Genomic DNA, 21,255 nt, shown 5'->3' with positions numbered 1-21,255 from the left:
CGCGGTGCCTCTTTTCTTCCGGACGGGATGGTCTATCCTGTTCGTCTCGCCCGGAAGCGATCTGCAGATGTGCCGGAAGATGTGCAGGCGGCCCGGGCCTTGATCGAGGATGATCCCATGTCGCAAACCGCCCGAACCAGGCCGGATGTCGCGCTCGACGACAAACTCGTCGCCGACGCGCTGGAACTGAACATCGATATTGCGAGCGCGGCCGCCGACGGCGTCGCCAAGGCGGTCAAGGCGGAGCGGGAGCGCCTCTGGCTGATCGAGAACGCCGAGGCGTTCCGAGCCGAGAGAGACTATATCGAAAAGCACGGGCTGCCCTTGGCGAAGTACCGCCAGTTCTGATGGCTCGCTTCCGGGTCTATGCGCTGAAGTCTTCCGAGGTCATTGCGCTGGATCTGCAGGCGGATCTCGTGGAGTTGCTGCCGACACGGGTTATGGCGCCGCTCTACCCGGTGACGACGATGACCTGGGCCTTCAGTCGCCTCAATCCCCGTTTTGTGATCGACGGGCAGACCTATTCCCTGGCGACGCAGAGAATGTCCGCCGTCGATCAGCGCGACATCGGCCGCGAGGTCGTGAACCTGTCGTCGCGTTCCGACGAGATCACAGCCGCGCTCGACTTCCTGTTCCAGGGCTTCTGACCCTCACCTCGCGGCGTGATAGGCGCCGATCAGCCGCTCGAAATCCGCCATCGGCGGGAAGCGCTCGTAGCTGTGTGCGGCACCCGTTTCGGCGAAGGCGAGCTTTTCGCAGGTATAGGTCTCGATGAAGGGGCGATACCATGTGAGATCGTCCAGCATGGTCGCGCGGACATTGACCATATCCGGCAGGCCGTCGATCCGCGTGAACATCCAGCTCAGGCAGTGCGGGCAGCAGAAATGGTGCAGCATGTCGCCATGCAGACCGCCGATCACCGGTTCGCCCTCGGCAACCGTGAAGCCCGCTGCGGGAACGGCGACGCTGAGGGAATAGGGTCCAGCCGTCATCTTCTGGCATCCCGTGCAATGGCAGGCCATGGTCAGGATCGGCTGGGCCGTGATGCGCAGGCGAACCTGGCCGCAGCGGCAGGCGCCGGTCAGAGGCAGATGCGGCCGGTCGTGCGCCATTCCCGTTCCTTCCATCGTGCTCTCAGGATCAGTCGTGCTTGCAAGGCCAATTCGGCGGCGGCGTCAGTCCCTGTGGAAGCGTCGTCTTGGCATCGCCGCAGGCGAGCGCGATCTGCTCCTGTTTCAGGCCGGTTGCCGTCGAGAGATCGAGCCCTTCGATGCGGGTCAGGTAGAGGAACGCCTCGTCGAACGCGATCGGCCCTTCGAAGGTCGCGCCCGTCAGCTTGGCCCGGGCGAGATTGGCGAGCGAGAAGCGCGTGCCGGTCAGGGTCGATTTCCCGAAGTTGACGCGCGACAGCTCCGCCTTGCTGAAATCGGCCCCGGTCAGGTCCGCTTCGGTCAGGTTGGTGCGTTGCAGTTCGGCGCCGGCGAAGGACGCGCCGGCCGCCTTGATGCCGGAAAAGTTGGAGCGGTAGGCTTCGATCCGCTTGAAATTCGCCTTTTGCGCCGTCGCACCGCTCAGCGAGGCCCGGATCAGCGTGGCTTTCTCGAGGTTCGCACCGGCGAGATCCGATCCGCCGAGATCGGTGGCCGATAGATTGGCGCCGGCGAGGACCGCATTGGTCAGGGTGCTCGAGGGCAGCATGAGGTTGGCCTTGCTGCAGCCGCTCCAGTCGATCCCGGCATTCGGCGTCGCTTCGCAATCCGCGGCCGCGGCGGGACCTGTCGTGCCGTAGAGACTGGCGATGACGATGCCGGCGAAGAGGCCGGCAACCGGCAGGCCGACGCGCAGCAGCGTTCTGCAGCGCGCATCGATCCGATTGCGAACCGATGGGTTCGACGTCTGTCCGGCAGGGTCTATCATTGCGCCTCGCACGCCGGAGACCGGCGCGTCCTCCACCTCTTCATGATCAAGAGAATAGGGGGAAGGCCTTGAAGCCGCAATGGTCGGCGGGCGTTTCGTCAGCCTTGAGAGACGTTTCGCTCGCGATGCGCCGATGCCGCTTCTTCCCCTTGCTGGACGAGGATCGTTTCGACCCAGGCGCGTGCGAGCGCCAGCCCCGCTCTGTCGGACGCCGCGCCATGTCGTGCCTGGAGACGGGCGGAACGGGAAAGCCAGTCCGGATCGATCCGGTCGATCTGGTCCTTGTAGATCTCCTTCCACGTGGCGATCACGGCCGTTCCCGCCTCGAAATGAAACTGCATGCCGTAGCTCGCCCGGCCGATGCGGAAGGCTTGCAGCGGAACCGTGTCGTTCCAGGCCAGAACCTCCGCTCCGGGCGGCAGGGTGAAGGTGTCGGAATGCCACTCGAAGACCGGGAAGCGTTCGCCTGCGGCCGAGAGGACGGGGTCCGCGAGACCGGCCGGCGTCAGCGCGACCGACTGCCAGCCGAACTCCCGCGCCGTGCCGAGGTGATTGTCCGCGCCATGGGCCCGCGCGAGAAGCTGGCTGCCGAGACAGATGCCGAGGACTGCCCGGTCCGTTTCGGTAAAGCGGCGCATGAGGTGGGTCAGGTCCGGGAGATAGGGGTAAAGCGCGTCGTCGAGCGCGCTCTGCTCTCCGCCCAGCACCACCATCGCATCATAGGCGTCGCAGTCCGCCGGCAGGGGGTCCTGCGCATAGGCCTTGCGGATATCGAGGCGCGCGCCGGCCTCCCTCAGCGCCACGCCGACCAGACCGAGATCGGACTGCGGCATGTTTTCGATGACGAGGACGTGCATGGCGGCTCCGCAGACGTGGTCTCGTGCGTAGAGAGCACGGGCCGTCCTTGCGATCAAGAGGCAGGGTTCAAGCCCGCATTTCCGGCACTTTTGCGCTGCGAGCCTTGACCTTCCGCCGCGAAAGAGGCATTGCACCGCCTCAATCGCGCTGAGATCGGCGCTCGATATCGGATATATCATGGCCAAATCCACCTCTTCGGGCCGCACGCAGCGCATGCTGCGGGTCGGCGAACAAGTCCGCGCAGCCCTGGTCCAGGTTCTGCAGCGGGGAGAGGTGCGCGATCCGCTGATCGAGACCACGGTCATCTCCATCTCGGAAGTGCGCATGTCGACGGACCTGAAGGTGGCCACGGCCTATGTGACGCCGCTCGGCGTCGCCGATCACGACGGCATCATCGAGGCGCTGAACCGGCACGCAAAATTCCTCCGGGGCCGGCTGTCGCCGCATCTGCGCCAGATGAAGTACATGCCGGAAGTGCGCTTCAAGGACGATACGAGCTTCGACAACTACCGCAAGATCGACGAACTGCTGCGCTCGCCCGATGTGGCGCGCGATCTGGGCCCGAGTGATGACAAGGGCGATGACGAGGGCGACGACCGCTAGGACGCCGGGATTTCCGGCTGTCGGTCGTATCGGACGGCATGACGGGCCTGCACAGTGAAGCGGAACCCTCGAGGGTTCGACAAAACCGACACGAACATTGGAACGACAAGACGATGGGTAAACCGCGCAAACCAAAAGGGCGGCCGGTCTCCGGCTGGCTGATCCTCGACAAGCCGCTGGACTTCGGATCGACGGAAGCCGTCTCCAAGGTGAAGTGGCTCTTCAAGGCCCAGAAGGCCGGCCATGCCGGCACGCTCGATCCGCTGGCCTCCGGCATGCTGCCGATTGCGCTGGGCGACGCCACCAAGACCGTGCCTTACGTGATGGACGGGCGCAAGATCTACGAATTCACCGTCGCCTGGGGCGAGGAGCGCACGACCGACGACCTCGAAGGCACCGTGGTGCAGTCCTCCGACAGCCGCCCGCAGGAGGAGGACGTGCGCGCCCTTCTTGCGAATTATACCGGCGTGATCTCGCAGGTTCCCCCGCAATTCTCCGCCATCAAGATCGCCGGCGAGCGCGCCTACGATCTGGCGCGGGAAGGCGAGGTGCTCGACATTCCCGCACGCGAAGTGGAGATCTTCCGCCTGTCGCTGCTCGGCTGCACGCCCAATCTGGCGCATTTCGAGATCGAATGCGGCAAGGGCACTTATGTTCGCTCGCTGGCGCGCGATTTCGGCCGCGACCTCGGCTGCTTCGGCCACATCGCTTCGCTGCGCCGGTCCTTCGTCGCGCCGTTCGCCGAGGAAACCATGGTGCCGCTGGCGCAACTGACGGCGCTCGAAGCCATCGAGAGCGACGAGGACCGTCTGGCGGCGCTCGATGCGTTCCTGATCGATACGGGAGAGGCCCTGTCGAACCTGCCGCACATCGCCATTTCCGAAGACCAGGCGCATCGCATCCGCATGGGCAACCCGATCATCCTGCGCGGACGCGACGCGCCGCTGGCCGAAGACGAGGCCTATGCCACCGTCCGCGGCCGGCTGGTTGCGATCGGCGAGATCGGCGAAGGCGAGTTTCGCCCGAAGCGGGTCTTCAACGCCGACTGACCGGACCAGACTGACCGGACCAGGTTGACCGGACCAGGCTGACCGGACCAGACGGGCCTGCCCTGACGGACCTGATCTGATTGGCCGGCAAAGCCCTCACCTAGACCCATCGAGCCGCCTCGACCGAACGGGCTTTCCGTACGGTTCCGTGCAGGCGAAATCTCGTGCCTTTTCAAACAGGGCCGGGGATGGTCTAGTGCCGTGATTCGGGCATCCGGCCTTACGGGCCGGATGACAGACGTTCCGTGCGAGGGAGCGAGCCGGTTCCACGAAGTCGTCTTCGGGAACGGGGTCGAAGGGCAGCGTCCCCGGTGTGTCCTCAGGGATGCGCGACGCTGCGGGGGCAGGGATCTTGGGTGGTGGGCTGAACAGAGGCTTGCGCCAACGCATGACCAGCGGGCTATCCGGCCTGCGCACCCGTCTGCGCCGACCTCTCGCCGTCTATCTCGCAGCCCTTCTGCTGATGGCGATCGTTCCGTCCTTCGTCTTCTCCCTGATGATTCTGAAGCGCAGCATGGACGACCAGGAGCGCGTGGTGAACGCCCTTCTCAAAGCCTCGACCGGCTCGGTGACCCGCGCCGTCGAACGCGAGGTGGACGGCATGCTGACCACGCTGCGCGTGCTCGCCTCGTCGCGATCGCTGGAGAACGACGATCTCGGCGCCTTCTATCGCCGCGCGGCCTCGGCGCTGTCCGGCACGGGCATGCACCTGCTCATCATCGACCGGACCTATCAGCAGCGGGTGAATACGCGCATTCCCTTCGGTCAACCGCTTGGCCGCGCCTCCGATCCGCTCTCCGTCGATCAGGCGTTCCGCAGCGGCGTGCCCCTGGTGTCATCGGTGTTTTTCGGCAATACGGCCCGGACATGGGTCTTCAACGTCTACCTGCCCATCTTCTCGGCCAAACGGGAGGACGACTATCTGATGACGCTGACGCGCGACGCCGTGTCGCTGGAGCGCCCGATCGGCCGCGACGTCCTGTCGCCCGGCTGGAACGCCGCCATCATCGACGGCAATGGCGATGTCGTGGCGGCGTCGGACCCGAAGGTCGCGCCCGGTAGGCCGTTCTTCATGTCCATCGTGCCCTCCTTGCGCGTCGGCGTGGGCGAGGCGGTCGAACAGGGCATCCGCTACCGCACGGTGACCGAGTTCTCCGTGCTCAGCGGGTGGAAGATCGTCGCCTGGGCAAAGGCCGCCGACGCCGACGCCACCGCGCGGCGCTCCTATGTCTGGCTGTCCGGCGGAGCGCTGGTGTTTACGGCCATCGCGCTTGCCATTTCGCTCGCCATCGCCCGGATGATGAGCCGCGGCGTGAAGCTGCTGGCGGACGACGCCCGCCGGCTCGGGCAGGGCGAGCCGGTCGCCATGCGGCATCATATGGTGGAAGAGGTGACGGTCGTCTCGGCCGCTCTGTCGGAAGCGGCGGAAGAACGCGTGCGCGCCGAGGCCGAGATCCGCTTCCTGATGCGCGAGGTCGCACATCGCTCCAAGAACCAGCTGAGCGTCATCCAGTCGATGCTCAACCAGTCCGCAGCCTCGCCGGAAAGCCGGCAGGACTTCGTGGAAACCTTCCGGCGGCGCGTGGCAGGCCTTGCGCGCTCGACCGACCTGATGATCGCGAACGCCGCGCAGGGCATCGACATGGACGAACTGGCGCACAACCAGCTCCAGCCCTTCATTCCCGACGGTTGCGATCGTTTCTCCATGGCGGGACCGCCAGTGCGGCTCGATACGCAGGTGTCGCAGATGCTCGGGATGGCGCTGCACGAGCTGGCCACCAATGCCACCAAATACGGCGCGCTTGCGAATGCGGCCGGCCGCGTCGATCTCTCCTGGAGCCTCGACGGTGACACATTCCGCCTCGTCTGGCGCGAGAGCCGCGCCGATATCGCACCGGAAATGCGCACGCCCGGCCGCAAGGGATTCGGGACGCTGGTGCTGGAGCGCATGCTCGGCATGTCGCTCGATGCGCGCCTGCAGCGCCTGATGCACGAGGACGGCATCGAGTGGCGGGTGGAGATCGACAGCGCCCGGCTGAACAAGCCGGCCCCCGATGGCGGGACGGACGGCGGCAAGGACGGAGGCGGCAAGGACGGAGGCAGCGACGGCGGGACGGGCGTGGCGGCCGGATAGGGCCGTGATCGGCGGGAGACCGGGTGGGAGGCCGGGCGGGGGAAGGCGGGTCTTTCCTTTCGCTCGCGAATGCTTTATAGGCACCGCCAGCATAAGGACGGGCTTTAACGTGCCCGTCTCCTTCTGCCTTCAAGGCCGCAGCTAGACGACATCCCGGCTGCCGGCGACCCGCAATCCTTAAAATCGAAAGGATCACACGATGTCGATCACTGCAGAACGCAAGACCCAGCTGATCAAGGAATACGCAACCGTCGAAGGCGACACCGGTTCTCCGGAAGTCCAGGTTGCCATCCTGACCGAGCGGATCAACAACCTGACCGAACACTTCAAGGGCCACAAGAAGGACAACCACTCGCGTCGTGGCCTTCTCGCCATGGTTTCGAGCCGTCGTTCGCTTCTTGACTACCTCAAGAAGAAGGAAGAGGCCCGCTACACCAAGCTGATCACTTCCCTCGGCATCCGCCGTTAAGATCGTTCCCGGCGGGCGGTGCTGCAAGGCGCTCGCCCGCCGGCCTCTTTTTACGGATGCGGTTCTTCCGCATCTCGCCTGAAAGTCCATGAGCAGGCCGGACGTGCCGGACTGCAAAGCAACAGATGACCTGTCATGGGGCAGGATTGCAGGATGCTTCGAAGCCTCGTCCGGCTTCGTGAACCCGGAAGCCTCCCGTTGTCTTGCCCGTGATCCGTCGACCATGCAGGGACGCCCGCGCCATTCTTTACAGAGGCCTGCGGCGCGGCCTTGCCGCACAAATGTTAGGACAAGATATGTTCGATACCCATAGCGTCGAAATCGAATGGGCGGGCCGCCCGCTGAAGCTTGAAACGGGCAAGATCGCCCGCCAGGCAGACGGCGCCGTTCTCGCCACATATGGCGAAACCGTCGTTCTCGCCACCGTCGTTTCGGCCAAGTCGCCGAAGCCGGGCCAGGACTTCTTCCCGCTGACCGTCAACTACCAGGAAAAGACCTATGCCGCCGGCAAGATCCCGGGCGGCTACTTCAAGCGCGAAGGTCGTCCGTCGGAAAAGGAAACGCTGGTTTCCCGCCTGATCGACCGTCCGATCCGCCCGCTCTTCCCGGAAGGCTACAAGAACGACACCCAGGTCGTTGTCACCGTCGTCCAGCACGACCTTGAGAACGATCCGGACGTGCTGTCGATGGTTGCAGCCTCCGCTGCGCTGACGCTTTCCGGCGTTCCCTTCATGGGCCCGGTCGGCGGCGCGCGCGTCGGTTACATCAACGGCGAATACGTCCTGAACCCGCATCTCGACGAGATGGACGAATCGGTTCTCGACCTCGTCGTCGCCGGCACGCAGGACGCCGTCCTGATGGTCGAGTCGGAAGCCAAGGAACTCAACGAAGAGATCATGCTCGGCGCCGTCATGTTCGGCCACAAGGGCTTCCAGCCGGTGATCGACGCGATCATCAAGCTGGCGGAAGTCGCTGCCAAGGAGCCGCGCGAATTCGAACCGGAAGATCATTCCGCCCTCGAAGCCGAGATGCTCCAGCATTTCGAAGCCGAATTGCGCGATGCCTACAAGATCACGCAGAAGGCCGACCGCTACAAGGCTGTCGATGCCGTCAAGGCCAAGGTCAAGGCGCACTTCTTCCCCGAAGGCCAGGACCCCCGCTTCACCAGCGAAGTCATCGGCGCCGTCTTCAAGCACCTGCAGGCCAAGATCGTTCGCTGGAACATTCTCGACACCAAGAGCCGCATCGACGGCCGTGATCTCGAGACCGTTCGTCCGATCGTCTCGGAAGTCGGCATCCTGCCGCGCACCCACGGTTCGGCCCTGTTCACCCGCGGCGAGACCCAGGCGATCGTCGTCGCCACGCTCGGCACCGGCGAAGACGAGCAGTACGTCGACAGCCTGACCGGCATGTACAAGGAGCGCTTCCTGCTCCATTACAACTTCCCGCCCTACTCGGTCGGCGAAACGGGCCGCATGGGCTCCCCGGGCCGCCGCGAAATCGGCCACGGCAAGCTTGCCTGGCGCGCCATCCGTCCGATGCTCCCGAGCCCGGACCAGTTCCCCTACACGCTGCGCGTCGTCTCCGAGATCACCGAGTCGAACGGCTCGTCCTCGATGGCCACCGTCTGCGGCACGTCGCTGGCGCTGATGGATGCCGGCGTTCCGCTGGCCAAGCCGGTTGCCGGCATCGCCATGGGCCTCATCCTCGAAGGCGATCGCTTTGCGGTTCTCTCCGACATCCTGGGCGACGAAGATCATCTCGGCGACATGGACTTCAAGGTTGCAGGCACGGAAGCCGGCATCACCTCGCTGCAGATGGACATCAAGATCGCCGGTATCACCGAAGAGATCATGAAGGTCGCGCTCAGCCAGGCACAGGGCGGCCGCAAGCACATCCTCAACGAGATGGCCAACGCCATCACCGAAGGCCGCAGCCAGCTCGGCGAGTTCGCGCCGCGCATCGAAGTCATGCAGATCCCGGTCGACAAGATCCGAGAAGTCATCGGCTCCGGCGGCAAGGTCATCCGCGAAATCGTCGAGAAGACCGGCGCCAAGGTCAACATCGAGGACGACGGCACGATCAAGATCGCCTCGTCTTCCGGCAAGGAAATCGAAGCGGCCCGCAAGTGGATCCATTCGATCGTTGCAGAGCCGGAAGTCGGCCAGGTCTATGAGGGCACCGTTGTGAAGACCGCCGATTTCGGCGCCTTCGTCAACTTCTTCGGCCCGCGTGACGGCCTCGTTCACATCTCGCAGCTGGCGACCGACCGCGTTGCCAAGACCTCCGACGTCGTCAAGGAAGGCGACAAGGTCTGGGTCAAGCTGATGGGCTTCGACGAGCGCGGCAAGGTGCGCCTGTCCATGAAGGTCGTCGATCAGGCGACCGGCAAGGAAGTCAGCGAAAAGGGTGGCGAAGCCGCCGAATAAGGCGAGCCGCCGAACTTTGACGGGAAGGGCGCGGGGCGTTGATCGCTCCGCGCCCTTCTTGCATGATCACGACAGCCGCTGCCAAGGCGGCGCCAGATGGAACACCGCCGGTCTCCCGAGAGATCCGGCACGACGGGCAGCCGCAAGAGGCTGCCAAAGAGGCGAAACGCAATGACGAGCGACAAGGTCAAGACCCTGTTTCATCCCTTCGACAGCGGCGTGCTGTCGCCGCCGGGCGAAGGCGAGCGCGTGCTCTTCCTCGCCGCCGAGACCGGCTACCGGCTGCCGGAAGGCTTCGACGCGGCGCTGGTCTGCGTCCAGCCGAACCGCCCGGCCTACCGTGCGCTGGTCTCTGCCGGCGCGAACGTTGCGCCCTTCGTCGAGGGCGACGACTATGCCGCCACGCTGATCCTCTGCGGCAAGCACCGCGGCGAGAACGAGAACCGCATTGCCGAGGCGCTGAAGCGCACCCGCATCGGCGGCCTGATCGTCGTGGCCGGCACCAAGGAAGACGGCATCCAGTCGCTGCGCAAGCGCATCAACGCGCTCGAATGGGGCGGCGACAGCATGCCGAAATATCACGGCGTCGCCTTCTGGTTCGCCCGTCCCGAGGACGCGGCCGCCGAGATCGAACGCTTCGCCTCGGTTCCCGTTCGCGTCGAAGGCCGCTTCGATGCGGCGCCCGGCATGTTCTCGCACGACCGGATCGATGGCGGCTCGGAACTGCTCGCGTCGCGCCTGCCGACGGATTTTGCCGGTCACGCGGCCGATTTCGGCGCCGGCTGGGGCTATCTCTCCGTCATGCTCGCCGAACGCGCGCCGGCCGTCAAAGGCATCGACCTGTTCGAGGCCGACTATCACGCGCTGGAGGCCGCCCGCGGCAACCTGAAGGCCAATGCACCCAAAGTGCCGACCCGCTTCCACTGGCAGGACCTGACGCAGGAAGCGCCGCGCGACCATTACGACCTCATCGTCATGAACCCGCCCTTCCACGAGACCCAGGCGGCCGATCCCGCCCTCGGTGCGGCCATGATCGCCATGGCCGCCAAGTCGCTAAAGGCCGGCGGCCGTCTGATGCTCGTCGCCAATCGCGGCCTGCCCTACGAGCCGACGATGAACGCGACCTTCAAGGAATGGGGCGAAACCTGCCGCAACGCCCGCTTCAAGATCCTCTGGGGCCGGAAGTAAGCTCCCTTCGGTTCCCCCATCATCCCTCACGCGAAAGGCGCCACGAGATCATCGCGGCGCCTTTTGTCGTTTGAAGAAGGAGATTGGTGAAGAAAGGAGTTAAACGATGGCGGGTTACTCCCCGTCCGCGGTCCGCAAGGTCTCCAGCACCGGCATCGAGGTGATGTTGTAGCCGGAATCCACGTAGTGGATTTCGCCGGTCACGCCGGAGGCGAGGTCGGAGAGGAGGTAGAGGGCGGAATTGCCGACGTCGTCGATGGTGACGGTGCGGCGCAGCGGCGCGTTCTTCTGGTTCCAGGAGAGCATGGCGCGCGCATCCGAAATGCCGGCACCCGCCAAGGTCCGGATCGGACCGGCGGAAATGGCGTTGACGCGGATGCCGCGGGGGCCGTAATCGGCCGCGAGATAGCGGACGGACGCCTCGAGCGCAGCCTTGGCGACGCCCATGACATTGTAGTTCGGCATGACGCGCACGGAGCCGCCATAGGTCAGGGTCAGCATCGAGCCGCCGGCCGTCATCATCTCGGCCGCGCGGCGCGCGATCTCGGTGAAGGAGAAGCAGGAAATGACCATGGTCCGGCTGAAATTGTCGCGGCTCGTGTCGGCGTAAAGGCCCTTGAGCTCGTTCTTGTCGGAAAAGCCGATGGCGTGGACGATGAAGTCGAGGCTGCCCCAGCGGTCCTTCAGCGTCTCGATGACGGTATCGACGGAGGCGAGATCCTCGACGTCGCAGGGCAGCAGCAGGTCCGAATTCAGCTGGGCTGCCAGCGGCTTGACGCGCTTGCCGAGCGCCTCGCCCTGATAGGTGAAGGCAAGCTCCGCGCCCTGGCGCGCAAGCGCCTGGGAAATGCCCCAGGCGATCGAATGGCTGTTGGCGACGCCCATGATAAAGCCGCGCTTCCCCTGCATCAGACCGGTCATGACGGCTTACCCGTTGTGGCGCTGGAAGACGAGCGTCGCATTCGTGCCGCCGAAGCCGAACGAGTTCGACAGGACCGTGTCGATCTTGGCGTCGTCGATGCGCTTGCGCACGATCGGCACGCCGTCGAATTCGGGGTCGAGTTCGGTGATATGCGCGCTTTCGCCGATGAAGCGTTCCTGCATCATCAGCAGCGCATAGATCGCTTCCTGCACGCCGGCCGCACCGAGCGAGTGGCCCGTCAGCGACTTGGTCGACTGGACAGCCGGGATCTTGTCCCCGAAGACCTCGCGGATGGCGCCGATCTCCTTGCTGTCGCCGACCGGCGTCGAGGTGCCGTGCGTGTTGATGTAGTCGATTTCGGTCTTCACGGTTGCGAGCGCCTGGCGCATGCAGCGGATGGCGCCTTCGCCGGAGGGGGCGACCATGTCGTAGCCGTCGGAGGTCGCGCCGTAGCCGGTCAGTTCGGCGTAGATCTTGGCGCCGCGGGCCTTGGCATGTTCCAGTTCCTCGAGCACCAGCACGCCCGCGCCGCCGGCGATGACGAAGCCATCGCGGGAAACGTCATAGGCGCGCGAGGCGGTCGATGGCGTGTCGTTGAATTTCGAGGACATCGCGCCCATCGCGTCGAACAGGTTCGACATCGTCCAGTCGAGATCCTCGTGGCCGCCGGCAAACATGATGTCCTGCTTGCCCCACTGGATCATCTCCGCGGCATTGCCGATGCAATGCGCCGATGTCGAGCAGGCCGAGGAGATCGAATAGTTGACGCCGTGGATCTTGAACCAGGTGGCTAGCGTCGCCGATGCGGTCGAGGACATGGCCTTGGGCACGGCGAAGGGGCCGATGCGCTTCGGGCTGTTGTTCTTGCGGGTGATGTCGGCGGCTTCGATCAGCGTCTTGGTGGACGGTCCGCCCGAGCCCATGATGATGCCGGTGCGCTCGTTGTTCGAGATGTCGCTCTCTTCGAGACCCGAATCGGCGATGGCCTGCTTCATCGCGACATGGTTCCAGGCGCCGCCCTGCGACAGGAAGCGCGCCGCGCGGCGATCGACCAGATCCGTGGTGTCCAGATCCGGCGAGCCCCACACCTGGCAGCGGAAGCCGTGTTCGGCGAAATCGTTGGAAAAGCTGATACCGGAGCGCGCATCGCGCAACGATGCCGTAACTGCTTCGGCATCGTTCCCGATGGAGGAAACGATACCAAGACCCGTGACAACAACCCGTCTCATCTCGATGACCTTTTCTTGAAGTGAACTGGAGACAGCGCCGGCGATCCCTTGCGGGATCAGGCAGCTTTCTCCTTCGACAGACCGACGCGGAGGTCCGTTGCCTGGTAGATGGTTTCGCCGTCTGCCTTCAGCCAGCCGTCCGCGATGCCGAGCACCAGACGACCGCGCATCACGCGCTTGAAGTCGATGCCGTATTCGAGCAGCTTGGTATCGGGAAGAACCATGCCCTTGAACTTGACCTCGCCGGTGGACAGCGCCATGCCGCGGCCGGGCTCGCCCAGCCAGCCGAGGAAGAAGCCCGTCAGCTGCCACATGCCATCGAGGCCGAGGCAGCCGGGCATGATCGGATTGCCCGGGAAGTGGCAGGGGAAATACCAGTCGTCCGGCTTCACGTCATACGCAGCCCGAATATAGCCCTTGTCGAAAGTGCCGCCGGTTTCGGAGATGTCCGTGATGCGATGGACCATCAGCATCGGCGGGAGCGGCAATTGCGCATTGCCGGGGCCGAACAGTTCGCCCCGCGCGCAACGCAGGATGTCGTCGTAGCCGTAGCTGGATTGTCTGGTCGTCATGAACGTCTGGTGTCTCCGCCAAGGTGTCTGTGTCTGCCCGGTCGGGGACCGGGTCTTGCTCCTGCCGAGCCCGCAGGCTCCGTCCGATACAGTCGTCGTCCGATGCCGTCCGGAGGTCCCGGCTCTGGCGCATATCCGCAGTCGCATACCGCATGATGCCGGAAACAACCAGTAGCAATTGCCATCTCGTGCCTTTTTCGGGCCCTTTTCTGCCAATGAACCGGTGTATCAGCTTTATGTGTATTGAAAGCCCGGCCAACCAAAGTTATATCGACACGATGACTCAACTTAACAAGAGCTGAGCGGACAAGTCTGCATGACGATGGAAACAGGATTGAGGCCCGACGACCGTTTGCGCCGCTTTGGCCTCAGGCCGACGCGCCAGCGCATGGCGCTTGCCGATCTTCTGTTTGCCAAGGGCGACCGCCACCTGACGGTCGAGGAGCTGCACGAGGAAGCCGTCACCGTCGGCGTGCCCGTGTCGCTGGCAACCGTCTACAACACGCTGCACCAGTTTACCGAAGCGGGCATGATCCGCGTTCTTTCCGTCGAGGGTGCGCGCACCTATTTCGACACCAACGTGTCCGACCACCACCACTTCTTCGTGGAGGGCGCCAACGAGGTGCTCGATATCCCGGTCAATAACATCACGATCGGCAATCTTCCCGAGCCGCCCGAGGGCATGGAGATTTCCCATGTCGACGTGGTCATCCGGCTGAAGCCGAAGCAGCGCTGATCCTTCCCATCGTCTACCGAAAGACGCAGCTCCTCAGAGCACGTCGTCCGGGTCCCTGCCCGGGCCGGCCTTGCCCGTGGGCAGCGTCCAGCCGAATTTGAGCGCCCCGCCGCGCACCACGAAGGCGGAGACGATGCCGAGGCCGGAGGCGACGATCAACGGCAGGCCGACAAGGGTGGCGAGCGTGAAGACGGCCGAGCCGGTCAATGCGGCCGTGACATAGATTTCCGGACGCAGGAGCACCGAGGGTTCGCCCGCCAGAAGATCGCGCAGGATGCCGCCGAAGGTCGCCGTCAGCATGCCGGTGACCAGCGCCACGACAGGCGAGCCGGTGGCCGAGAGGCCCTTGGCGGCGCCCATGACGCAATAGGCCGACAGCCCGATCGCATCCAGCCAGACGAGCGCGCGATAGCGCGAATCAAGCCGGTGCGAGGACAGGAAAAGCGCGACGCCGACCGTCGCGCAGATGACGAGATAGAGCGGGTTTTTCACCCAGAAGACGGGCGTTGCCCCGAGAATGACGTCGCGAAGCGTGCCGCCGCCGATGCCGGTGATGGAGGCGAGGAAGACATAGCCGATGATATCCAGCTGCTTTCGCGACGCCGACAGGGCGCCGGTTGCGGCGAAGACGGCGACGCCGGCGTAATCGAGCAGATCGAGAACGGTCATGGGCTTTCCACCGACGGGAAGAGGGCGGAGGTGCGGCCCGTCAGGGAATAGGCGGCAAGCCCGATCCATTCGCGCACCGCCGTCGTCGTCAGCTGTGCATTCAGGGCCGGCTGGGTGAAATCGAGGCCGGGGCTTGCCTTGCCGGTCGTGCGGTAGTCCGTCGCCCAGGGCGTTACGGCGATGCCGAGATTGCGGAAAAGCCCGATGGCGCGTGGCATATGAAAGGCCGAGGTGATCAACAGGCAGTTCGACAGCCCGTTCTGCGCCAGCAGCGCCTTGGTATTCGCCGCGTTCTCGAAGGTCGTGCGCGAGGCATCCTCGCGGATCAGGCGATCGAGCGGAATGCCGAACTCGGGAAAGAACCGCTCTGCCGCATCGGCGTCGCCCTCGAAGCTGCCGCTCAGCGAGCCATCGCCGCCCGAGACGAGAATGCGCGCCGCGGGCAGGAGCCGGGCGATGCGCAGCGCTTCGATGAAGCGGTCGGCCGCCTGATTGAACTCGATCCCGCCGCGCGTGGCCATCACCTCGTTCTCGAAAGCGCCGCCGAGGACGATCAGGCAGGAGACATCCGCGGGAAGGGCAGGTGGACGCGGAAAGCGGTTTTCCAGTTTCTGCAGGAGCACGCTGCCCGTCGTCGTGAAAAGCGCAACGAAGAGGATCAGCGCGGCAAGCCCCGACAGCACGAGCCCCAGCCTCTGATATCCGGCGACGACCGAGACGAAGCCGGACAGCACCAGCGCAAAGGCAAGCGACAGGGGCTGGGCGAGCAGCCAGAAGATCTTGGAGAGGAGAAACATGGGGCAGGCCGAGCGAGTTTGTGATCGATGGGCGACCATAGACGTCGGATCCGCCTGGAAGCAACCGGCCGCGTGCTGGGCCCGCGGTGGGCGCGTGGTAGGCCCGTGGTGGGCCGCGTGGTGGAAAGGATGGCGCGACCATGCGGGAGGCCTGTCTGCCGTCTCTTACCCTGCCATCTCTTGCCCCGCCGTCTCTTGCTCCGGAAGAACCTTTGCCGCATGAAACGACCCATGACGAAAGCAGATAGCATGGCAAAGACGATCGCGATCATCGGAGGCGGGCCGGCAGGACTGGCGGCGGCCGAACGCCTCTCGGAAACGCAGCATCGCGTCACGGTCTACGACGCCATGCCGACGATCGGTCGGAAGTTTCTGCTCGCCGGCAAGTCGGGCCTCAATCTGACCCATGCCGAATCCTTTGAAACCTTCGCGACCCGGTATGCTGCCGCCAGCGCGCATCTCAGGCCGGCGCTCGACGCCTTCACCCCGGAGGATGTGCGGCGCTGGGCGCAGGGACTCGATGTCGAAACCTTCGTCGGCTCCTCCGGCCGCGTGTTTCCCAAGGCGATGAAGGCATCGCCGCTGCTGCGCGCCTGGCGTCAACGTCTGGAGACGCGGGGCGTCACGATCCGGACCCGCTGGCGATGGATCGGCTTTGGCGAGAGCGACACCCTCCTGTTCGAGACGCCGGACGGCCAGCAGACCATCGGCAGCGATGCGACGCTGCTGGCGCTCGGCGGCGCGAGCTGGCCGAGGCTCGGCTCGGATGCGCAGTGGGTGCCGATCCTCGCCGGCAGAGGGCTGGATATCGCGCCGTTCCGTCCGGCCAATTGCGGCTTCGACGTCGCCTGGAGCGCGGCGTTCGCCGCGCGCTACGCAGGCGTTCCGGTCAAGTCGGTCGTGGCCACGTCGGACGCCGGACGCAGCCAGGGCGAGTTTGTCATCACGCGTCACGGGATCGAGGGCAGCCTCGTCTACGGCCATGCGGCACCCTTGCGGGACAGGCTGGCGGCAACCGGAAAAGCCGACTTCGTTCTCGACCTTCTGCCGGGACGATCTCTCGACGCACTGGCGTCCGCACTGGAGGCGGCTCCCCGCAAGGCGAGCTTCAGCAACCGGCTGAGAAAAGCCGCGCGCATCGACGGCGTAAAGCTGGCACTGGTGCGGGAGGTGATGCGCGACGCCGATCGTTTGTCGGCGAAAGACCTGGCTTCCGTGTTGAAAACGCTTCCGATTTCCCTTGTCCAGCCGAGGCCTATCGCGGAAGCCATCTCTTCAGCCGGTGGCATTCCGCTGGACGCGATTGCGCCATCGGGCATGCTCAAGGCGTTGCCCGGCGTCTTCGTGGCAGGGGAAATGACGGATTGGGAGGCGCCGACGGGCGGCTATCTGCTGACGGCCTGCTTTGCGACCGGGCGTCTTGCAGCGACGGGTCTGCTGGAGTGGCTTTCGAATCTGGACAATCAGGGCAACGCGTCGCGCTGAGACGGCGTTAGCGAAAAACGGGCGCCCGCGTCGCATTCATCAACAGTTCTTGCTCGGTTGCGAACTGTCCGAAAAGCCGGGTCAGCCGGATCCTTTCATCCGCGCCGAGCCGATACCGCCTGCAGAAATCCTCCACGCTGCGCACACGGCGCAAGGGACTGTTTTCGACTTTAGCAACATCGATATGCTCGCTCACGATCCGTCCCTTTCGATTGGCGCACAGCTAACTGACCATGGTGGGTTTTGTTCCACCATGGATGCGCTTTCTCGAACGGTCGGGTTCGCTTGAAATGGGCGACTTATTTCTTCAGGATCACCCAGATGGCATGGATGATGCCGGGAATGTAGCCGAAGAGGGTCAGAAGAATGTTCAGCCAGAATTGCAGGCCGATGCCGACCTGCAGGAACACGCCGACCGGCGGCAGGAGGATGGCCAGAAGAATGCGAAGGACGTCCATGGGATCTCTTTCCTGAAAATGCGTGCTTTCAGACATTCGGCCGGCAGGAGGGGTGAACCCTCGCCGGCCAACGGCTGATGCGGCTTAAAGAACGGCGCTGCCCGCCATGAAGGCGAGCACGACGAAGATCAGGAAGACGACGACGGCGATCGCGAACAGGACCCGCGCGATGGTCGCGGTCGCAGCGGAAACGCCGGAGAAACCGAGAAAGCCGGTGACGAGGGAAACGACGAAGAAGATCAGCGCCCATTTGAGCATTGGGAATTCCTTTGAGAACGGGTTCGCGCGGACAACGCACCGGTTCGAAATTTGTTCCTTATGTAGATCGGTCTCCCATGCGCTGCGTTCGGAACGGTTCCGCTGGCAAAGCCCACGCTTCATCTGACGTCTAGTGAACTGTTCAGTTCCGTACGATCTCGCGCGCATTAAAATAGTTGAATGACGCTTCCGGTTTTGAGGAGGAAAACGCTGGTCTGACCAAAGACAGAGAGCCTCTATGACCGAAGAGAAGAAAAAGCGTCGTCCGAAAGCGGGGCCGGCGCTCGGGAATATCGACGAAACCAAAGTGGTGGCGCAGGCCATCATCGACACGCAGCGCGATGCCGCACGCGAAAAAACGGAGCGCTTGAAATTGCTCCGGCTGCAGCGGGAATCGCAGCAGAACGAGACGACCGGCTGAGCCTGCCGGGGTTTTCACGACGGCTGTCGAGACGCAAGGAGCAAAGGCGATCGCGGGCCGGATGGGTGGGAAGCTCGGCTGCCATTTCGTTGGCCAGAGGAAGAAAGCGGAAAAATCCCTCTGTTCTCCATCCCCATCACGTCCGCTTGACACGGCCTGCGATCTGGTTGGGGAAGTAAGTGAACCGGGGTTGGTTCCGGCCTGTCCGTCCTTTTTGAACACGAAATTTTCCCCGACCCGTTTCCGTCCCAAAGGATGTCGAGCCGGACCATTCCGGGAACGAGGAAGCGTCCGGCTGGTTCGCACGAGGTGAAGGCCCGGCCTGCAGAGAGCCTTTATAGATCTGGCAAAGACCTCGCCGAAGGCCCGCTTCGGCGAGGTCTTCTTGTTTTGCCCGCCGTGTTCATGCTTCATGTGAGGGAATGCGCATGGACGTCTCTTACAGCCTGCGCCCCGAGGAGCTTACGGCAATGACAATGCTTGAAACCGCAGATCCCGCCCTGACGACGCCCCGCCGGCGTGTGGTCATCATCGGTGCCGGCTTTGGCGGCCTCGCCTGTGCCGGAGCGCTTGGGGATACCGACGTCGATGTCATCGTGATCGACCGGCGCAACCACAATCTGTTTCAGCCGCTGCTCTATCAGGTCGCGACGGCCGCTCTGTCACCGGCCGATATCGCGGAGCCGATCCGCAGGACGCTCGGGCGCTACCGCAATATCCACATCATGCTGGCCGAAGCCGATGGCATCGACAGGCAGGCAAAGCAGGTGAGGCTCAAGGACGGCGATACCATTTCCTACGACCAGCTGGTGATCGCGACCGGCTCGGACTACAATTATTTCGGGCATGACGAGTGGCAGCATTTCGCGCCGGGCCTGAAGACGCTTCACGAGGCTCGCCGCATCCGCCATCGCCTGCTTCTCGCCTTCGAGAAGGCCGAGCGGACGAAGGATCCGGCGGAGCGGCGGGCGCTGCTGACCAGCATCATCGTCGGCGGCGGACCGACCGGCGTCGAGATGGCAGGCGCAATCTCGGAGCTCGGCCGCTCCATGGCATCGCGCGACTTCCGCACCATCCCCGCATCGGATCTCCGCGTCATCCTCGTCGAGGCGGGTCCGCGCATCCTCGCCGCCTTTCCCGAACACCTGCAGGCCTATGCGCTGCGCTCTCTCGACAGGATCGGCGTCGAGGTGCGGCTGGGCGCGCAGGTCTCCGACATCACCGCGGAAGGGGCCGTGATCGCCGGAGAGATGGTCCCGGCCGGCTCCATCGTCTGGGGCGCGGGTGTGAAGGCCTCGCCGGCCTTCCGCTGGCTCGGCATCGAGGGCAAGGCGAATGGCCGCATCCCGGTGGATTCGAAACTCCGCGTCGAAGGTTTGACGGATATCTTTTCTCTCGGCGACACCGCGTTCCAGCCCGGCAAGGACGGGGCAGCGCTGCCGGCTCTCGCCCAGGTGGCAAAGCAGCAGGGCCACTATCTCGGCAAGCTTTTAAGAAAGCCAGAGGCGATAGAGACGGCGAAGCCTTTCCATTTCAACAATCGCGGCAACACCGCCGTGATCGGCCGCAACGCCGCGGTCTTCGATTTCGGTCGCTGGACGCTGAAAGGCTATTTCGCCTGGATCCTCTGGGCGATCGTCCATGTCTATCTTCTCGTCAATTTCGAAAAGCGCATGCTCGTGACGCTTCAGTGGATCTGGCGCTACCTGACAAGCCAGCGCGGCGCGCGGCTGATCGATGAGAACGACAAGGAAGACGTGGCGCCGGTCGTGACGCGCTGAGCGTCGCGCATCCGGCGCACGGCAGGTGATGCAGACACGTTTCGCGCCTGACGATCGCGGAACCTTTAGCGTCCCGACTGGTTCGATCCCCGACAGCCGATGCGCGGGAGCGAAATCCCGCCATCCTATCATCCGGCCCCGTGCCGGCATGCCTGTCGCGGCCGCGCCGGCTCCCCCCTGTCGCCGGTCGCGCCGCGACAGGTTCATTCCAAGCGCGCCTGTCGCGCCGAGCGTGAGGTCGATATGCCCGAGAACTACACATCCCTGCTCATCATGGTCATCGTGCTTGTCGTCGTCTGCGGCGCCGTCGGTCTATGGGCACTGCGCAGCCGCCGCCGCCATGCCAGGGTGGCGCCCGTCGGTCGGCGCGATCGTCCGCATACGACGCTCGAAGGGGGCAACCGGCAGTGACGGGAGATCGAAGCCGTGAACCCTACATTGCACCCTCCGCCGACCCGCCGGACCAGATCGACCGCAAATCGAAAGCCGGCAAAGGCATTGTCCTCTTCATCGCGGCCATCGCCGTTCTCGCCTTCCTGTTGTATCTGAGCGTCCTCATCTATGCGAGCATCGTCCGGGTCTGAGCCTGCCGGCAACCTCTGTCTCCAATCCATTCCGCTTTGACCTGAGATGCTTTAGGCTCGAACCGCAACCAAGGGCGGAGTGACGGGTGACGTTGAGAAACATGATCTATGCCGCGACGGCAGCGGGCCTGGCCATCGCCTCTCCATCGACCGCCGCCGAGATCAAGGCGACCGAGACGGTTGAGACCTACAAGATCGCGGGCAGGACGGGCGCCGAACTCTATGCATCGATCGGCGAACGCGGTCCTCTGCTCGGCGCCAGTCGCGTCATTGCCCATACGCGGTTCAAGCTGACCTGGCGCCGGGACTATCAGAGGCAGGGCAACGACTGCGTTCTCGCCACGGCCATTCCGCGCCTCGTCATCACCACCACGCTCCCGAAGCCGATCGCCAGCCTTCCGGCGCCGGTACAGGCGAGCTGGACCACCTTCATCGAGGGCGTGCGTCGGCACGAGGCGGTGCATGGACGCTATGTTCGCGATCTCGTCGCAAAGATCGAGACGGCAACCATCGGGCTTCGCCAGCCCGACGACCCCGGCTGCAAGGCGATCAAGACGGAGATGAACCGTCGCCTCGGCGCGATTTCCAACGAGCGGCGCGATCTCGACCGCGCTTTCGATCAGGCGGAGTTCACCGAGGGCGGCGCGGTCCACGCGCTCATCCTCGGCCTGGTCAACGGTCGCTGACGGACGGACG

The 21,255-nt window shown here is 64.5% G+C and carries 26 protein-coding genes; 15 read left to right on the top strand and 11 right to left on the bottom strand.

Annotated elements, in window-relative coordinates; all coding sequences use genetic code 11:
- Positions 1-117: 117 nt before the first annotated feature.
- Positions 118-348 carry a type II toxin-antitoxin system CcdA family antitoxin gene (locus tag C8J36_RS13755; RefSeq protein WP_132535670.1) on the top strand — a complete coding sequence of 77 codons (231 nt, stop codon included), beginning with the start codon at positions 118-120 and terminating at the stop codon, positions 346-348.
- On the top strand, positions 348-647 hold the full coding sequence (locus C8J36_RS13750; RefSeq protein WP_132535668.1) for a CcdB family protein: 300 nt from the start codon (positions 348-350) through the stop codon (positions 645-647). The genes C8J36_RS13755 and C8J36_RS13750 overlap by 1 nt, the downstream gene beginning before the upstream one ends.
- Positions 648-650: 3 nt before the next feature.
- On the opposite strand, the gene C8J36_RS13745 is transcribed toward C8J36_RS13750, so the two are convergent.
- The 3 genes from C8J36_RS13745 to C8J36_RS13735 form a co-directional block, all read right to left on the bottom strand.
- A complete protein-coding gene (locus tag C8J36_RS13745) occupies positions 651-1,112 on the bottom strand; it encodes a GFA family protein (RefSeq protein WP_132535666.1) in 462 nt (153 codons plus the stop codon).
- A 28-nt stretch (positions 1,113-1,140) separates the two neighbouring features.
- On the bottom strand, positions 1,141-1,917 hold the full coding sequence (locus C8J36_RS13740; RefSeq protein WP_132535664.1) for a pentapeptide repeat-containing protein: 777 nt from the start codon (positions 1,915-1,917) through the stop codon (positions 1,141-1,143).
- Positions 1,918-2,015: 98 nt separating this feature from the next.
- Positions 2,016-2,774, bottom strand: coding sequence for a type 1 glutamine amidotransferase (locus tag C8J36_RS13735; protein WP_132535662.1), 759 nt, complete (start codon positions 2,772-2,774; stop codon positions 2,016-2,018).
- Between the two features lie 178 nt (positions 2,775-2,952).
- Here C8J36_RS13735 and rbfA point away from each other — a divergent pair, with 178 nt between their 5' ends.
- From rbfA to C8J36_RS13705, 6 genes are all read left to right on the top strand, one after another.
- Entirely contained in the window at positions 2,953-3,378 is a 426-nt protein-coding gene (rbfA, locus tag C8J36_RS13730) for a 30S ribosome-binding factor RbfA (RefSeq protein WP_062595403.1), read from the top strand.
- Between the two features lie 113 nt (positions 3,379-3,491).
- Positions 3,492-4,427 (top strand): tRNA pseudouridine(55) synthase TruB, encoded by a 936-nt coding sequence (truB, locus tag C8J36_RS13725; protein ID WP_062595402.1) that lies wholly within the window; start codon positions 3,492-3,494, stop codon positions 4,425-4,427.
- A 388-nt stretch (positions 4,428-4,815) separates the two neighbouring features.
- Positions 4,816-6,561: a sensor histidine kinase gene (locus C8J36_RS13720; protein ID WP_132535660.1), complete on the top strand. Its 1,746-nt coding sequence runs from the start codon at positions 4,816-4,818 to the stop codon at positions 6,559-6,561.
- Between the two features lie 199 nt (positions 6,562-6,760).
- A complete protein-coding gene (gene rpsO / locus C8J36_RS13715) occupies positions 6,761-7,030 on the top strand; it encodes a 30S ribosomal protein S15 (RefSeq protein WP_062595401.1) in 270 nt (89 codons plus the stop codon).
- A 296-nt stretch (positions 7,031-7,326) separates the two neighbouring features.
- A complete protein-coding gene (gene pnp, locus C8J36_RS13710; protein WP_132535658.1) occupies positions 7,327-9,459 on the top strand; it encodes a polyribonucleotide nucleotidyltransferase in 2,133 nt (710 codons plus the stop codon).
- A gap of 171 nt (positions 9,460-9,630) precedes the next feature.
- Entirely contained in the window at positions 9,631-10,647 is a 1,017-nt protein-coding gene (locus tag C8J36_RS13705) for a class I SAM-dependent methyltransferase (protein WP_132535656.1), read from the top strand.
- A gap of 114 nt (positions 10,648-10,761) precedes the next feature.
- On the opposite strand, the gene fabI is transcribed toward C8J36_RS13705, so the two are convergent.
- From fabI to fabA, 3 genes are read right to left on the bottom strand one after another with little or no spacing between them, the layout of a single operon-like run.
- On the bottom strand, positions 10,762-11,568 hold the full coding sequence (gene fabI, locus C8J36_RS13700) for an enoyl-ACP reductase FabI (RefSeq protein WP_132535654.1): 807 nt from the start codon (positions 11,566-11,568) through the stop codon (positions 10,762-10,764).
- Between the two features lie 6 nt (positions 11,569-11,574).
- A complete protein-coding gene (gene fabB / locus C8J36_RS13695; protein WP_132535652.1) occupies positions 11,575-12,798 on the bottom strand; it encodes a beta-ketoacyl-ACP synthase I in 1,224 nt (407 codons plus the stop codon).
- Between the two features lie 56 nt (positions 12,799-12,854).
- A complete protein-coding gene (gene fabA, locus C8J36_RS13690; RefSeq protein WP_062595396.1) occupies positions 12,855-13,370 on the bottom strand; it encodes a 3-hydroxyacyl-[acyl-carrier-protein] dehydratase FabA in 516 nt (171 codons plus the stop codon).
- Positions 13,371-13,686: 316 nt separating this feature from the next.
- Here fabA and irrA point away from each other — a divergent pair, with 316 nt between their 5' ends.
- Entirely contained in the window at positions 13,687-14,106 is a 420-nt protein-coding gene (irrA, locus tag C8J36_RS13685) for an iron response transcriptional regulator IrrA (RefSeq protein ID WP_062595395.1), read from the top strand.
- A 33-nt stretch (positions 14,107-14,139) separates the two neighbouring features.
- On the opposite strand, the gene C8J36_RS13680 is transcribed toward irrA, so the two are convergent.
- Both C8J36_RS13680 and C8J36_RS13675 read right to left on the bottom strand, forming a co-directional pair.
- Positions 14,140-14,775, bottom strand: coding sequence for a trimeric intracellular cation channel family protein (locus tag C8J36_RS13680; protein ID WP_062595394.1), 636 nt, complete (start codon positions 14,773-14,775; stop codon positions 14,140-14,142).
- On the bottom strand, positions 14,772-15,572 hold the full coding sequence (locus C8J36_RS13675; RefSeq protein WP_132535650.1) for a YdcF family protein: 801 nt from the start codon (positions 15,570-15,572) through the stop codon (positions 14,772-14,774). Before C8J36_RS13675 ends, C8J36_RS13680 begins: the two co-directional genes overlap by 4 nt.
- A 231-nt stretch (positions 15,573-15,803) precedes the next feature.
- On the opposite strand from C8J36_RS13675, the gene C8J36_RS13670 reads away from it, so the two are divergent.
- The gene (locus C8J36_RS13670) at positions 15,804-17,057 is read left to right on the top strand and encodes a TIGR03862 family flavoprotein (protein ID WP_245506557.1); all 1,254 of its coding nucleotides are present in this window, start codon (positions 15,804-15,806) and stop codon (positions 17,055-17,057) included.
- 7 nt (positions 17,058-17,064) lie between these two features.
- On the opposite strand, the gene C8J36_RS13665 is transcribed toward C8J36_RS13670, so the two are convergent.
- The 3 genes from C8J36_RS13665 to C8J36_RS13655 form a co-directional block, all read right to left on the bottom strand.
- Positions 17,065-17,253 (bottom strand): hypothetical protein, encoded by a 189-nt coding sequence (locus C8J36_RS13665; protein WP_132535648.1) that lies wholly within the window; start codon positions 17,251-17,253, stop codon positions 17,065-17,067.
- 103 nt (positions 17,254-17,356) lie between these two features.
- The gene (locus tag C8J36_RS13660) at positions 17,357-17,515 is read right to left on the bottom strand and encodes a YqaE/Pmp3 family membrane protein (protein ID WP_082477215.1); all 159 of its coding nucleotides are present in this window, start codon (positions 17,513-17,515) and stop codon (positions 17,357-17,359) included.
- A gap of 84 nt (positions 17,516-17,599) precedes the next feature.
- The gene (locus C8J36_RS13655) at positions 17,600-17,773 is read right to left on the bottom strand and encodes a DUF1328 domain-containing protein (RefSeq protein ID WP_082477214.1); all 174 of its coding nucleotides are present in this window, start codon (positions 17,771-17,773) and stop codon (positions 17,600-17,602) included.
- A gap of 238 nt (positions 17,774-18,011) precedes the next feature.
- Here C8J36_RS13655 and C8J36_RS13650 point away from each other — a divergent pair, with 238 nt between their 5' ends.
- From C8J36_RS13650 to C8J36_RS13630, 5 genes are all read left to right on the top strand, one after another.
- Complete coding sequence (locus C8J36_RS13650; RefSeq protein ID WP_132535646.1) at positions 18,012-18,194, top strand: hypothetical protein; 183 nt, start codon at positions 18,012-18,014, stop codon at positions 18,192-18,194.
- Positions 18,195-18,664: 470 nt separating this feature from the next.
- Positions 18,665-19,975 (top strand): NAD(P)/FAD-dependent oxidoreductase, encoded by a 1,311-nt coding sequence (locus tag C8J36_RS13640; protein ID WP_245506556.1) that lies wholly within the window; start codon positions 18,665-18,667, stop codon positions 19,973-19,975.
- A 99-nt stretch (positions 19,976-20,074) separates the two neighbouring features.
- Positions 20,075-20,386, top strand: coding sequence for a hypothetical protein (locus C8J36_RS13635; RefSeq protein WP_132535642.1), 312 nt, complete (start codon positions 20,075-20,077; stop codon positions 20,384-20,386).
- Entirely contained in the window at positions 20,383-20,559 is a 177-nt protein-coding gene (locus tag C8J36_RS24935; protein ID WP_165915051.1) for a hypothetical protein, read from the top strand. Before C8J36_RS13635 ends, C8J36_RS24935 begins: the two co-directional genes overlap by 4 nt.
- A gap of 86 nt (positions 20,560-20,645) precedes the next feature.
- The gene (locus C8J36_RS13630) at positions 20,646-21,245 is read left to right on the top strand and encodes a DUF922 domain-containing protein (RefSeq protein WP_245506555.1); all 600 of its coding nucleotides are present in this window, start codon (positions 20,646-20,648) and stop codon (positions 21,243-21,245) included.
- Positions 21,246-21,255: the final 10 nt, after the last annotated feature.

Source organism: Rhizobium sp. PP-F2F-G48 (assembly GCF_004342335.1).
Lineage (GTDB): Bacteria > Pseudomonadota > Alphaproteobacteria > Rhizobiales > Rhizobiaceae > Ferranicluibacter.
Note: the sequence above shows the minus strand (reverse complement) of the source record. Positions and strands in the feature narration are given on the sequence as shown.